This window comes from Streptomyces sp. NPDC014734 (assembly GCF_043083325.1).
Classification (GTDB): Bacteria; Actinomycetota; Actinomycetes; order Streptomycetales; family Streptomycetaceae; genus Streptomyces.
In genome coordinates, this window is the sequence record NZ_JBIBYN010000004.1 from 370,062 (window position 1) to 383,245 (window position 13,184).

Consider the following 13,184-nt stretch of genomic DNA (forward strand, 5'->3'; position numbering starts at 1 on the left):
CGTCACTTCTCGTCCGTCGTCCGCGCGTCGTACGCCGACGTCCCCGAGTCCAGCAGCGGCTCCTGGGCCTTGAGGTGCGCCGGGGCGAAGGCCCGCAGCACGTGGTAGCCGGTGATCACCACGATGGTGCCGAGCGCGATGCCGCTCAGCTCGAAGTTGTCACTGATCTTCAGACCGACCCCGCCGACGCCGATGATGATGCCCGCCGCGGTCGGGACCAGGTTCAGCGGATTGCGCAGGTCGACCTTGGCGTGCAGCCAGATCTGGGCGCCGAGGAGGCCGATCATGCCGTACAGGATGACGGTGATCCCGCCGAGCACCCCGCCCGGGACGGCGGCGACGACCGCGCCGAACTTCGGACAGAGACCGAAGAGCAGGGCGAAGCAGGCGGCCGCCCAGTACGCGGCGGTGGAGTAGACCCGGGTCGCCGCCATGACACCGATGTTCTCCGAGTACGTGGTGTTCGGCGGGCCGCCGACCGCGGTCGACAGCATCGACGCGGCGCCGTCGGCGGCGATCGCGGTGCCCAGCTTGCCGTCCAGCGAGGCGCCGGTCATCTCGCCGACGGCCTTCACATGTCCGGCGTTCTCGGCGACCAGCGCGATCACGACCGGCAGCGCCACCAGGATCGCCGACCACTCGAAGCTCGGCGCGTGGAAGGACGGGAGCCCGATCCAGTCGGCCTTGGCCACCCCCGACAGGTCCAGCCGCCAGTGGTCGACGGCCTCGGCGCCGCCCGCCGGGGAGTGGATCTTGCCGAAGACCAGGTCGAGGACCCAGGACAGCACGTAACCGAAGACCAGCCCCAGGAAGATCGCGATCCGGGAGAGGAACCCGCGCAGGCACACCACGGCCAGTCCGGTGAACAGCATCACCAGCAGCGCCGTCCACTGGTCCTGCGGCCAGTACGTCGACGCGGTCACCGGGGCCAGGTTGAAGCCGATGAGCATGACGACGGCCCCGGTGACCACCGGCGGCATCGCCGCGTGGATGATCCGCGCGCCGAACCGCTGCACCGCGAGGCCCACCAGGAAGAGCGCCACACCGACCACGAAGACCGCGCCGGTGACCACGGCGCTGCTGCCGCCGCTCGCCCGGATGGTCGCCGCGACCCCGACGAAGGAGAGCGAGCAGCCGAGATAGCTGGGCACCTTGCCGCGCGTGGCCAGCAGGAAGATGGCCGTCGCGACACCCGACATCATGATCGCCAGGTTCGGGTCCAGGCCCATCAGCACCGGGGCGACGAACGACGCACCGAACATCGCGACCACGTGCTGCGCGCCCAGCCCGAACGTACGGGGCCAGGAGAGGCGTTCGTCCGGCCGGACCACGGCTCCCGGCGCGGGGGTCCTCCCGTCGCCGTGCAAGGTCCAGCGCACGCCGAGGCCCATGGTCGCTCCCTGTGTGTAGGTGCGGAGCCCAGTACCTCGCCCGGCATGGCGCACATCCGCAGAATCGAATCAGCGACATGGTAATGCCGGATCGGGGGCCCCTCGCGGCGGGGTGAGGCCGGTGACCAGGGCCGGGGCGCGCGGCGAGCGGCCGGGGCCGCCCTTCCGGCCGCCCCGGCCGCCGTGTCGCACACCGTCGGCGGACCGGACGGCCGGCCGGCGGGCTCTCAGCCGCGCGGCTCGGCCGCGGCCGTGCCCGGGGCGTCGGCGCCCGCGGCCGGCACGGTCTTCGCGCGGTCGCCCGCCCGCAGTACCCCGGCCCCCACGATCAGGCCGAACGCCAACACCGTGACCAGGCCGAACGACACCACCAGCGAGGTGGCCTCGGCCAGCGTGCCGATCGCCGACGGGGCGATCAGCCCGGAGGTGTAGGTGATGGTCGCGACGCCCGCGATCGCCTGGCTCGGGTTCGGGCCGCTGCGCCCGGCCGCCGCGAAGGCCAGCGGGACGACGACCGCGACACCGAGGCCGAGCAGTCCGAAGCCGCACATGGCGGCCACCGCGCTCGGCGCCGTGACCACGAGCACCCCGCCGACCGTCGCGAGGGCCCCGCTCACCCGTACGGTCCGGACCGCGCCGAAACGGTCGACGACCTTGTCGCCCGCGATCCGGGCGACCGCCATGGTGAGCGCGAACGCCGTGGTGGAGGCGGCGGCGAGCCCGGCGGAGGTGCCCATGATGTCCCGCAGGTACACCGCCGACCAGTCCAGACTCGCCCCCTCCGCGAACACCGCGCAGAATCCGACCGCGCCGATGATCAGTGCGGACTTCGGCGGCAGCGTGAAGCGCGGCGGCGGCTCCTCGTCGGGCTCGCTGCGCAGATCCAGCACCCCCCGGCAGGCGAGCACGCCGAGCACGGTGAGGACGAGAGCGGCGACGACGTGGTGCAGCCGGGCGTCCGTGCCCAGGTGCGCGGCCACGGTGCCCGCGGCCGAACCGACGAGGGCGCCGACGCTCCACAGACCGTGCAGCCCGGACATGATCGATTTGCCGAGCCGGTTCTCCACCTCGACCCCGAGGGCGTTCATCGCCACGTCCGACATGCCGGCGGACGCCCCGTACACCAGGAGCGCCGCGCACAGCGTCAGCAGATTGGGCGCCAGCGAGGGCAGGATCAGGGCCAGTGTCCACAGCGCCAGCAGCCCCCGCAGCGCCGTCCGGGCGCCGAAGCGGTGACTGATCGCGCTCGCGAGCGGCATCGCGAGCGAGGCACCGATCGCGGGGAAGGCGAGGGCGAGACCGAGCTGCCCGGCGCTCACCCCGGCATGGTCCTGGATCCAGGGCACCCGGGTGGCGAAACTGCCCGTCACCGAGCCGTGCACGGCGAAGACCGCGGCGACGGCGAATCTGGCCCGTCTCACCTGCTCCGCGGTGAAGTCCGCCGTCGTGGAATCCGTCGTCATACGCCATGCCCTCCCTCGGGAATCCATCGGGAACCCGTCGTCACCGACGGCCCCGGCGCTCGTCTGCGCAGCGCGAGCGGTAAACTATCAGGAACCCTGCCTGATAAATAGACCACCCACTCGTTCCCGTGCGGTGGCGATCTGGAAGGATCCCGGCATGGCCGCATCACCGAGTACCGCCCGGGCCATCAACGACCGGCTCGCCCTGCGGCTGCTCCAGCAGGACGGGCCGCTGACGGCCGCACAGCTGAAGAAGCTGACCGGGCTCTCCCGTCCCACCGTCGCCGACCTCGTCGAACGGCTCCAGGGCGCCGGGCTGATCCGGGTGGTGGGCGAGGCGGGCGCCGAGCGCCGCGGCCCCAACGCCCGGCTGTACGGGATCGTCGCCGACCGCGCCCATCTCGCCGCGCTGGACGTGCGCACCGGCAGCGTCGCCGTGGTCGTCGCCGATCTCCTGGGCCGGACGCTCGCCGAGGCCACTCTGCCCATCACCGGGGACGCCGGCACCGAGGCCGCTGCCGAACGGGCCGCCTCACTCCTGGAACGCACCGTGCGCGAGGCGGGCAGCGCCCCGCTGCACAGCGTCGGCGTCGGCGCGCCCGGCCTGATCGACCCGGTCACCGGCGACCTGCGTGACACCAGCGGACTGCCCGCCTGGCACCGGCGACTGGTACGGGTGCTCCAGCAACGGCTGCCCGCGACCGTCCTGGTGGAGAACGAGACCAATCTCGCCGCCGTCGCCGAACACCGCATCGGCGCCGCCCGCGAGCGCGACACCTTCGTCCTCTTCTGGCTCGGCCACGGCGTGGGCGCGGCGGTCATGCTGGACGGCAGGCTGCGGCGCGGGGCCTCGGGCGGTGCGGGCGAGATCGGCTTCCTGCCGGTGCCCGGCACGGCCGCCGCCCCGTCGGCGGTCAACTGCGACGGGGGGTTTCACTCATTGGTGGGCTCCGCCCCGGTGTGCGCACTCGCCGCCGCCCACGGCATCGCGGTGCCCCCGGACACCGCAGAGGGGGACAAGGAGCCGGGTGCCGCGTTCGCGGTGCGGGCGGCGCTGGCGGGGGAGGGGAACAGCGAGGCGTTCCTGGACACCCTCGCGGAGCGCCTGGCGCTCGGCGCCGCCTCGGTCGCCTCGGTGCTCGACCCGGGGTGCGTGGTGCTGGCCGGGGAAGTCGGCCACGCGGGCGGCGACGCGCTGGCGGCGCGGGTCGAGGAACGGCTGACCACCATGTCGCCGCTGCGCACCGAGGTCAGGGCGGGGCGGCTGGGCGGCGCCGCGGTGCTGCGCGGCGCGCTGCTCGCCGCCCGGGAGGCGGCCCAGGACGACCTGTTCGCCCCGGCGGGCCTCTGAGGCGGCCCCGGCCCGAAGCGTGTTCCGGAAGTGGCAGACGGGACTTCCGGAACACGCTTCGGGGTCTCGGACGGGGGCGCGGGAGAGCCCGGCGGCGACCGGGGGCAGGCCGGTCACCGCCGGGCGGTGCGGGGGAGGGTCAGCAGGCGCCGAGGTCCTGCCAGACACCCCAGTCGCCGGTGGATCCGGGCGCCTCGCCCTTCGTCCACCACGCGGCCTTCCACTGGTGCCCGTCGTGGGCGACCGTCGTACCGGCGCCGTACTCGGCCGTCGCCGTCCAGGCGTCCGCGGCGCAGCTGCCGCCGCCGGGGCCCGGGGTCGGGCTGGTCGACGGGTCGGGCGTGGGTGTGCTGCCGCTGCCCGGCTCGACCACCGTGGTGCCGCGCGCCAGGTCACCGGCGAGGGCGTACGACTTCCCGCCGAAGGTCACCGTCCAGTTCGACGGCGTGGAGGTGGGCAGGTAGTAGACGAAGTCCAGCTGCACCGAGGCGCCGGGGGCCAGGCTCTGCCAGCCCGGCAGTTTCAGCGAGACCCGGTTGTAGTCGCCCTTCAGCCCGCCCACGTTGTTCGCGGCCGTGTGGTCGCTGCGCACGATCGTGGTGCCGAAGCCCGACTGGTCCTTGGCGTTGGCGGGCGCCGACGTGGCGTAGTCGAACTGGAACTCCGTGCCGCCCGGCAGGGTCGCCTGGGTGTGGTTGGTGATCGTCAGCTTGGGGCTGATCGGGTAGTTGGAGTCGCCGAGCGGGAACTGGCCGAACGACACGTCGATGTCCAGTGCCTCGGTCGGCAGGTCGATGGTGGAACGCTTCGCGCCGTACGGGGCGGCCGACTTGAACGCGTCGTACATCGTCGAGGTGAGCGTCGAGCCCGGCTCGTACTGCCCCTTTTCCGCGTTCCAGCCGTAGTCGCCGGCGAGTTCCCAGATCATCGTGCCGCCGATGCCCCGGTCGACGACGTAGTCCGCCTTCGCGGCCACCGACTGCTCGTCCTCGGTGGACAGGAAGACCTTCTTGTCCGCGTTCCACAGCCAGGGCGCGACCAGCGTCGCGTCGTACTTGCGGGCGTAGGTGCCGGTCAGCTTCGTGTCGGCGGGGAAGCCGTAGTCGGTGACGTAGTCGCCGACGACGCCCTTCTCCAGGTTCTTCGCGTGCCACATCGGGTTGGAACCGGCGGGTGACTCCTTGCCGTCGGTGTCCAGGTCGTGCCAGAGGTTGTCGATGCCGACGGCGCCGTCACCGCACTTGGTCAGCCCCGTCCCGGCCGGGCAGTCGGTGGTGGCGGCCCGGCCCCACAGGCCGTCCGTGCCGCCCTGCACGTTCTTGAAGCCGCGGGTGTAGTACGGCAGGCCGATGTTGATCCGGCCGGACGGCATCGAACCGCGGAAGTAGTGGTACGCCCAGTCGGTGTTGAGGTAGCCGACACCGCCGTACTGCGACGTCGAGTAGACGCTCGCCTGGGCGAGCTCGGCGTCCTTGCCGTCGTCGAAGAGCGCGGCGTTCGGGCCGACGTACTCGTTCCAGGCGCCGTGCAGGTCGTACGACATGATGTTCACGTAGTCCAGGTACTTCTGGACCTGGAACGTCTCCATGCCGCGCAGCAGGTAGCCGGACGAGGGCGCGGCCACGCTCAGCAGGTAGTGGGTGCCGTCGGCGGCGGACGCGCGGTCGAGCTTCTCGCGCAGCGTCTTCATCAGGGCCGCGTACCCCTTGACCAGACCGGCCCGGCGGGCGTTGGACAGGGTCCAGTCCAGCGGGTTGCCCGAGTCCTTCATGGTGGTCGGGTACTCGTAGTCGATGTCGACGCCGTTGAAGCCGTACTTCTTGATGAACGCGACGGCCGAGTCGGCGAAGGTGTCGATGCCCGCCTGATTGACCGAGCCGTCGGCGTTGGTCGCCATCGAGTAGAAGCCGCCGGAGTCGACCCGCGCGCCGCTGTCGTCGAAGTAGCCGCCGGTCTCGGCCCAGCCGCCGACCGAGACCATGGTCTTCACGTTCGGGTACTTCTTCTTGAACTTGTTCAGCAGGTTGAAATGGCCCTTGTAGGGGAGGTCCGGGTCCATCTCGGCGCCCGCGACGCCCGGCCAGGTCATGCCGGTGGAGGCGTTGTCCGGCCCGTCGGTGCCGACGGAGAGCTTGTTGCCGGAGTCGACGTGGGCAAAGGCGTAATTCAGATGGGTGACCTTGTCCCAGGGGATGTCGGGGGCGAGGTAGGCGGGTTTGCCGTCCTTTCCGGTCCGCCAGTTGGTGAAGTATCCGATGACGCGCCGCGGGTGGTCGGCGCCCATCTTCTCGCGGCCCTCGCCGTCGTACACGGAGCAGTAGGGGACGGAGACGCCGGGTGTCTCGTACAGACCGTCGGGGCGACAGGACTCCTGGTCGGCCGCGGCCGACGGGGTGGCGGTGAGTGAGCCCAGCAGCAGGCCGGCCACGGCGGCGCCGGTCGCGAGCAGGGTGGCTCTCGCGCGGGTGGGGGACAACACGTTCGTTCCTCCTGGGGAGGTTCGGCGGAACACAACGGGCAAGGGGGTGGGGTGTGTTGATGCCCCGGGTGTGCGCACACCCGGAACGACTCCTCGGAGGTGACGCAGAGATTAAAAGGACTAGACCATTCCGTCAATAGGTCTGGACCTCTGGGGGCTCCGCTGATCGATCCGGCGGCGCCGCCGCCGTTCCCTGTGAGCCACCCCACAGCGTTCACCCGCATGGCCCAGGGCCGGGCGTGGCACACTGACCCTGTACCAGTAGCAGCGCACTCCGGGGTCGGTGCAATTCCGAACCGGCGGTTATAGTCCGCGACCCGTCCGCAGCCAGCGGCCGGTTGACCAGGTGGGATTCCTGGACCGACGGTTAAAGTCCGGATGGGAGGCAGTGCGCGGCGGGCCGTTTCACGGGTACGCCGCCGTCGGCGGATGGTCTTCGGGCAACCGGACCGTCCGTGTTCTCGGCTTTCGGCGTCCCCCTGTTGCGTTCCGCTTCTTCTGTCGTCCTTCGACAGGCCCCGGAGTCCGTGCCCGAAGAGGCAGGAGGACCCGGTGGACACCGCAGCCGACATCACCGCCATGCGCCGAGCGATCGTGCTCGCGGCCCGCGGCCTCGGCTCCACCAGCCCCAACCCCGTCGTCGGCTGCGTCGTCCTCGATTCCGCCGGACGCCCGGTCGCAGAGGGCTACCACCGGCGCGCCGGCGGACCGCACGCCGAGATCCACGCCCTGCGCGAGGCGGGCGAGCGGGCCCGGGGCGGAACCGCCTACGTCACCCTCGAACCCTGCGACCACACCGGTCGCACCGGCCCCTGCACCCAGGCGCTGATCGAGGCGGGCGTCGCCCGTGTCGTCTACGCGGTCGGCGATCCGAATCCGCAGGCCACCGGCGGCGCGGACACGCTGCGCGCGGCCGGGACCGAAGTCCTCGGGGGACTCCTCGCCGAGGAGGCCGAGGCGGGCAACGCGGCCTGGCTGACCTCCGTGCGCCTCGGCCGCCCGTACGTCCTGTGGAAGTACGCGGCGACCCTCGACGGCCGGGTCGCCGCCGCCGACGGCACCAGCCGCTGGATCACCTCGCCCGAGTCCCGCGCCGACGTCCACCGGCTGCGCGCCGAGGCCGACGCCGTGGTGGTCGGCTCCGGCACCGCCCGGACCGACGACCCGCAGCTGGCCGCGAGGGGTGTCGGGGGCGTCGTGCAGCCCCTGCGCGTGGTCGTGGACACCGGCGCCCGCGCCGTGCGCCCCGGCGCCCGGGTCCTCGACGACACCGCGCCCACCCTGGTCGCCGTCGCCGAGGGCGCCGACACCGGCCACCTCCCCCCGGCGGCCGTCCTGCCGCTGCCGCGCGCCACCACCGGCCCCGGCCTGGACATCCCCGCCCTGCTCGCCGCGCTGTACGGGCGCGGCGTCCGGTCCGTCCTGCTCGAAGGCGGCCCGACCCTGGCCGGGGCCTTCGTCGCCGCGGGAGCGGTCGACAAGGTCGTCGGCTACCTCGCACCCGTGCTCCTCGGCGCCGGCCCCGCGGCCCTCGCCGACGCCGGAATCTCCACCCTCGCCGAGGCGTTGCGCCTCGACGTGACCGAGACCGTCCGCATCGGCCCCGATCTGCGCGTCACGGCCGTCCCCGGACCCACCCGGAAGGGAATCTGAGTGTTCACCGGAATTGTCGAAGAACTGGGTGAGGTCACCGCCGTCGAGCAGCTCGGCGACGCCTCCCGCTTCCGCCTGCGCGGCCCCCTGGTCACCGAGGGGGCCAGGCACGGCGACTCCATCGCCGTCAACGGCGTCTGCCTCACCGTCGTCGACCTCGGCGACGGCGAGTTCACCGCCGACGTCATGGCCGAAACCCTGAACCGGTCGAGCCTCGGCGCCCTGGAGGCCGGTTCCCGGGTCAACCTGGAACGCCCCATGGCGGTCGGCGGCCGGCTCGGCGGCCACATCGTCCAGGGCCACGTCGACGGCACCGGCAGCATCGTCGAGCGGAAGACCTCCGAGCACTGGGAGATCGTGAAGATCTCCCTCCCCGACGGCCTGGCCCGCTACGTGGTCGAGAAGGGGTCGATCACCGTCGACGGGGTCAGCCTCACCGTCGTGGACGCCGGGCCCGACTACTTCACCATCAGCCTCATCCCCACCACCCTGGCGTTGACCACCCTCGGCATCAAGGGGCCCGGCGACCCGGTCAACCTGGAGGTGGACGTCATCGCGAAGTACGTCGAGCGGCTGCTCGGCGGCGCTGCCCGAGGCCCCGAGGAGCCGGTGCGGTGACCGCGCCGATCTGGCTGAACTCGGAGGCGTTCACCGTCCTCGGGCAGCACATCATCTGGTCCGACCTGATCGGCAACACGGCGGGTCTGGTCGCCCTGACCCTCGGCTGGCTGCGGTCCGTCTGGACCTGGCCCGCCCAGCTCCTGTCCGGCGTCGTACTGGTCGCGGCCAACGCCTTCGTGCACCAGACGGGCGGCGTCGGCAAGCAGCTCGTCGTGATCGCCGTGGCGGTCTGGGGCTGGCAGCAGTGGACCCGGGGCAGGCGGCAGGCGCAGGACGGCTCGCTCGCCGTCCGGTTCGCCACCTGGCGCGAGCGCGGTCTGCTGCTGGGCGGCGCCGCACTCGGCACCCTTGCCGTCGGCGGCCTGTTCACCGCCTTCCCCTCGCTCTCCTGGAGCCCGTGGGCGGACGCGTACATCTTCGCCGGCACGCTCGTCGCGATGCTGGCCCAGGCCCGGGGCATGGTCGAGTTCTGGTTCGCCTGGCTCCTCGTCGACCTGGTCGGCGTGCCGCTGAACTTCCACAGCGGCCTCGCCTTCTCCGGCCTCATCTACGTCGTGTACGGCGCCCTGGTCCTGTGGGGCATGCGCGACTGGTGGCTGCGTTCACGGACCCCCGCTCTGGAAGGAGCCACGGCATGACTGCCCAGCCCACCTGGTTGCACCGGGAGCACGAGCCCGTGATCGAGGACCTCGCGCTCGACCCCGTCGAGCAGGCGATCCGCGACATCGCCGCGGGGCGGCCCGTCGTGGTCGTTGACGACGAGGACCGGGAGAACGAGGGCGACCTCGTCCTCGCGGCCGAGAAGGCCACCCCCGAGATCATCGCGTTCATGATGAGCGAGTGCCGCGGCCTGATCTGCGCCCCCATGGAGCACGACGAACTGGAACGGCTCGACCTGCCCCAGATGGTCGAGCGCAACACCGAGTCGATGCGCACCGCGTTCACCGTCTCCGTGGACGCCTCCTGCGCGCACGGCGTGACCACCGGCATCTCCGCCGCCGACCGGGCCACCACCCTGCGGATGCTCGCCTCCGGCGAGGCGGGCCCCGGCGACTTCGTCCGGCCCGGCCACGTCTTCCCGCTCCGCGCCCGCGCCGGCGGCGTGCTGGTCCGCCCCGGCCACACCGAGGCCGCCGTCGACCTCGCCCGGCTCGCCGGCCTGCGCCCCGCCGGAGCGATCGTCGAGATCGCCGCCGAGGACGGCACCATGCTGCGCCTGCCGCAGCTGGTCCCCTTCGCCCGCAAGCACGGCCTCACGATCATCTCCATCGAGGACCTGATCGCCTACCGCCGCACCTCGGAACCGACCGTCCGCCGTGAGGCCGAGGTCAGGCTCCCGACCGACTTCGGCACGTTCACCGCGTACGGCTACCGTTCCGCCGCCGACGGCGTCGAACACGTCGCCCTCGTCCACGGCGACCTCGGCGACGGCGACGACGTCCTCGTCCGGGTCCATTCCGAGTGCCTGACCGGCGACATCTTCCGCTCGCAGCGCTGCGACTGCGGGCCGCAGCTGCAGGCCTCCATGCGCCGGATCACCGAGGAGGGCCGCGGCATCGTCGTCTACCTGCGCGGCCACGAGGGCCGGGGCATCGGCCTGCTCTCCAAGCTGCGCGCCTACGAACTCCAGGAACGCGGCATCGACACCCTCGACGCCAATCTGGAACTCGGCCTGCCCGCCGACGCCCGCGACTACGCGGCAGGCGCCCAGATCCTCAGGGACCTCGGCGTCCGGAGCCTGCGGCTGATGACCAACAACCCCGACAAGACCGCCGCCGTCCGGCGGCACGGCCTGACCGTCACCGGCCGCGAGCCGATGCCCGTCCAGGCCGGCGAACACAACCTGCGCTACCTGCGCACCAAGCGCGACCGCATGGGGCACGACCTGCCCTGGCTCGACGCCGCCGCGGCGACGACCTGCGGCAACCAGTGACGATCGAAAGACCGGAGGCAGGAGAGAGATGAGCGGCAAGGGCGCACCCGAACTGTCCGTACGCAACTGCGGTGACCTGCGCGTGGCGATCGTCGCCGCCCAGTGGCACGACCGGGTCATGAACGGCCTCGTCGACGGCGCCCTGCGCGCCCTGCGCGAACTGGGCATCGACGAACCGACCCTGCTCCGGGTGCCCGGCAGCTTCGAACTGCCGGTGGTCGCCAAGGTCCTCGCCGGCCGCGGCTACGACGCGATCGTCGCGCTGGGCGTGATCATCCGCGGCGGCACCCCGCACTTCGAATACGTGTCCCAGGGCGTCACCCACGGGCTCACCCAGGTCACCGTCGACACCGGGGTCCCGGTCGGATTCGGCGTACTCACCTGCGACACCGAGGAGCAGGCACTCGACCGGGCCGGACTGGAGGGGTCCAACGAGGACAAGGGGCACGAAGCGGTCACCGCCGCCGTGGCCACCGCCGCAACCCTGCGGACCGTCAGCGAGCCCTGGCGCTGATCGAGGAGGCCGGACCCCGTAGGCTGAGCACCATCATGGCGAACAAAACCTTTGAAGAGCTCTTCGCCGAGCTCCAGCTCAAGGCAGCCAACGGCGACCCCTCCACCTCCCGCACCGCCGAGCTGGTGGACAAGGGTGTCCATGCCATCGGCAAGAAGGTCGTCGAGGAGGCCGCCGAGGTCTGGATGGCGGCCGAGCACGAGAGCAAGGACGCCGCCGCCGAGGAGATCTCCCAGCTGCTGTACCACGTCCAGGTGATGATGGTCGCCCGCGGGATCTCGCTCGACGACGTCTACGCCCACCTCTGAGCACGACCGGGGCCCGTACCCCGGGCCCCGGACCGCACGCCCCGCACATACGGAAAAGAACCCTTCCTCCTCCTCGCAAAGGAACCCGACCTCATGCTGCGCATCGCCGTCCCCAACAAGGGATCACTCTCCGGGCCTGCGATGGCGATGCTCCATGAGGCCGGGTACCAGCAGCGCAAGGAGTCCAAGGAACTGGTTCTCGTCGACCCCGAGAACCAGGTCGAGTTCTTCTACCTGCGGCCGCGCGACATCGCGATCTACGTCAGCTCCGGCCGCCTCGACATCGGCATCACCGGCCGCGACCTGCTGCTGGACTCGGGCGCCGACGCGGAGGAGATCCTCCAGCTCGGCTTCGCCCGCTCCACCTTCCGCTACGCCACCAAGCCCGGCATCGCCGAGGGCCCGCAGGACTTCGACGGCAAGACCGTCGCCACCTCCTACGAGGGCATCGTCGCCAAGCACCTCGCCGACATCGGAGTCAACGCCTCCGTCGTCCACCTCGACGGCGCGGTCGAGACCGCCATCGAACTCGGTGTCGCCCAGGTCATCGCCGACGTCGTGGAGACCGGCACCAGCCTGCGCAACGCCGGGCTCGAAGTGATCGGCGAACCGATCATGAAGTCCGAGGCCGTCGTCATCCGCCGCACCGGCGCGACCGCCGAGGACCCCAAGGTCCAGCAGTTCCTCCGCCGCCTCCAGGGCGTCCTGGTCGCCCGCTCCTACGTGATGATGGACTACGACTGCCGCGTCGAGCACCTGGAGCGCGCGGTCGCCCTCACCCCGGGCCTGGAGTCGCCGACCATCTCCCCGCTGCACCACGAGGGCTGGGTCGCCGTCCGCTCCATGGTCGCCGCCCGCGAGGCCCAGCGGATCATGGACGACCTCTACGCCCTCGGCGCCCGCGCCATCCTCACCACCGCCATCCACGCCTGCCGCCTCTGACGGCCGGGTCACTCCGGAAGACAGCTGAACACCATGTCCGCCCCCGCGCCCGAACTCCCCACGCTCCCGGTCACCTTCCGGCCCACCCGCACCCGGGTGGTCCTGCTGACCGTCGGCGCGGTCCTGTTCGTCGTCATCACCGCCATCGCCCTGACCCTGAAACAGCTGAGCCCGGGGGAGCGGACCAGCTTCGTCTTCACCGCGCTGCTGTTCTTCGGCGTGCTGGCGCTCCTCAGCCGCCCGAAGATCGTCGCGCACGCGGACGGCGTGACCGTGGTCAATCTCACCCGAACGCGCCGCCTGTCCTGGCCGGAGATCCTCCGCGTCAACCTGAGGGCCGGCGACCCCTGGGTCTTCCTCGACCTGAGCGACGGAACCAGCATGCCCGCACTCGGCATCCAGCCGGGAATCGCCAAGGAGCAGGCCATCCGGGACACCCGCACGCTCCGCGCCCTCGCCGAGCACCACGGCACCGGCAGCGGTCCCGCCCGGTAGACGCGGCGCGCGCCGGTCCGGTGCACCCGCGTGC

At 72.0% G+C, this 13,184-nt stretch carries 12 protein-coding genes and 1 riboswitch; of the genes, 9 read left to right on the top strand and 3 right to left on the bottom strand.

Annotated features, from left to right (window positions below):
* Positions 1-2: 2 nt before the first annotated feature.
* Together ACF1CT_RS10305 and ACF1CT_RS10310 are read right to left on the bottom strand one after the other, a co-directional pair.
* Positions 3-1,391: a uracil-xanthine permease family protein gene (locus tag ACF1CT_RS10305; RefSeq protein WP_391783360.1), complete on the bottom strand. Its 1,389-nt coding sequence runs from the start codon at positions 1,389-1,391 to the stop codon at positions 3-5.
* 227 nt (positions 1,392-1,618) lie between these two features.
* Positions 1,619-2,854, bottom strand: coding sequence for an MFS transporter (locus ACF1CT_RS10310; protein ID WP_391783361.1), 1,236 nt, complete (start codon positions 2,852-2,854; stop codon positions 1,619-1,621).
* Positions 2,855-3,011: 157 nt separating this feature from the next.
* Between ACF1CT_RS10310 and ACF1CT_RS10315 the strand changes: the two genes are divergently transcribed.
* Positions 3,012-4,205 carry an ROK family protein gene (locus tag ACF1CT_RS10315; protein WP_391783362.1) on the top strand — a complete coding sequence of 398 codons (1,194 nt, stop codon included), beginning with the start codon at positions 3,012-3,014 and terminating at the stop codon, positions 4,203-4,205.
* Positions 4,206-4,344: 139 nt separating this feature from the next.
* On the opposite strand, the gene ACF1CT_RS10320 is transcribed toward ACF1CT_RS10315, so the two are convergent.
* Complete coding sequence (locus ACF1CT_RS10320; RefSeq protein WP_391783363.1) at positions 4,345-6,684, bottom strand: chitinase C-terminal domain-containing protein; 2,340 nt, start codon at positions 6,682-6,684, stop codon at positions 4,345-4,347.
* A 265-nt stretch (positions 6,685-6,949) separates the two neighbouring features.
* Positions 6,950-7,080: riboswitch (FMN riboswitch) on the top strand.
* A gap of 156 nt (positions 7,081-7,236) precedes the next feature.
* On the opposite strand from ACF1CT_RS10320, the gene ribD reads away from it, so the two are divergent.
* From ribD to ACF1CT_RS10360, 8 genes are all read left to right on the top strand, one after another.
* Entirely contained in the window at positions 7,237-8,337 is a 1,101-nt protein-coding gene (gene ribD, locus ACF1CT_RS10325) for a bifunctional diaminohydroxyphosphoribosylaminopyrimidine deaminase/5-amino-6-(5-phosphoribosylamino)uracil reductase RibD (protein ID WP_391783364.1), read from the top strand.
* Entirely contained in the window at positions 8,338-8,955 is a 618-nt protein-coding gene (locus ACF1CT_RS10330; protein ID WP_391783365.1) for a riboflavin synthase, read from the top strand.
* Positions 8,952-9,596, top strand: a complete 645-nt coding sequence (locus ACF1CT_RS10335; RefSeq protein ID WP_391783366.1) for a nicotinamide riboside transporter PnuC — start codon at positions 8,952-8,954, stop codon at positions 9,594-9,596. Before ACF1CT_RS10330 ends, ACF1CT_RS10335 begins: the two co-directional genes overlap by 4 nt.
* On the top strand, positions 9,593-10,891 hold the full coding sequence (locus ACF1CT_RS10340; RefSeq protein ID WP_391783367.1) for a bifunctional 3,4-dihydroxy-2-butanone-4-phosphate synthase/GTP cyclohydrolase II: 1,299 nt from the start codon (positions 9,593-9,595) through the stop codon (positions 10,889-10,891). The genes ACF1CT_RS10335 and ACF1CT_RS10340 overlap by 4 nt, the downstream gene beginning before the upstream one ends.
* Before the next feature lie 28 nt (positions 10,892-10,919).
* Positions 10,920-11,405 carry a 6,7-dimethyl-8-ribityllumazine synthase gene (gene ribH / locus ACF1CT_RS10345; RefSeq protein WP_391783368.1) on the top strand — a complete coding sequence of 162 codons (486 nt, stop codon included), beginning with the start codon at positions 10,920-10,922 and terminating at the stop codon, positions 11,403-11,405.
* Between the two features lie 35 nt (positions 11,406-11,440).
* Positions 11,441-11,713: a phosphoribosyl-ATP diphosphatase gene (locus ACF1CT_RS10350; protein ID WP_018524273.1), complete on the top strand. Its 273-nt coding sequence runs from the start codon at positions 11,441-11,443 to the stop codon at positions 11,711-11,713.
* Between the two features lie 93 nt (positions 11,714-11,806).
* A complete protein-coding gene (gene hisG / locus ACF1CT_RS10355; protein WP_391783369.1) occupies positions 11,807-12,655 on the top strand; it encodes an ATP phosphoribosyltransferase in 849 nt (282 codons plus the stop codon).
* Positions 12,656-12,688: 33 nt separating this feature from the next.
* Positions 12,689-13,150 carry a PH domain-containing protein gene (locus ACF1CT_RS10360; protein WP_391783370.1) on the top strand — a complete coding sequence of 154 codons (462 nt, stop codon included), beginning with the start codon at positions 12,689-12,691 and terminating at the stop codon, positions 13,148-13,150.
* Positions 13,151-13,184: the final 34 nt, after the last annotated feature.

What these genes read in the sequence shown, in the direction of transcription:
- ACF1CT_RS10305 (WP_391783360.1), bottom strand. Translation starts at nt 1,391, where the DNA reads ATGGGCCTCGGCGTGCGCTGGACCTTGCACGGCGACGGGAGGACCCCC.
- ACF1CT_RS10310 (WP_391783361.1), bottom strand. Translation starts at nt 2,854, where the DNA reads ATGACGACGGATTCCACGACGGCGGACTTCACCGCGGAGCAGGTGAGA.
- ACF1CT_RS10315 (WP_391783362.1), top strand. Translation starts at nt 3,012, where the DNA reads ATGGCCGCATCACCGAGTACCGCCCGGGCCATCAACGACCGGCTCGCC.
- ACF1CT_RS10340 (WP_391783367.1), top strand. Translation starts at nt 9,593, where the DNA reads ATGACTGCCCAGCCCACCTGGTTGCACCGGGAGCACGAGCCCGTGATC.
- ribH (WP_391783368.1), top strand. Translation starts at nt 10,920, where the DNA reads ATGAGCGGCAAGGGCGCACCCGAACTGTCCGTACGCAACTGCGGTGAC.
- ACF1CT_RS10350 (WP_018524273.1), top strand. Translation starts at nt 11,441, where the DNA reads ATGGCGAACAAAACCTTTGAAGAGCTCTTCGCCGAGCTCCAGCTCAAG.
- hisG (WP_391783369.1), top strand. Translation starts at nt 11,807, where the DNA reads ATGCTGCGCATCGCCGTCCCCAACAAGGGATCACTCTCCGGGCCTGCG.
- ACF1CT_RS10360 (WP_391783370.1), top strand. Translation starts at nt 12,689, where the DNA reads ATGTCCGCCCCCGCGCCCGAACTCCCCACGCTCCCGGTCACCTTCCGG.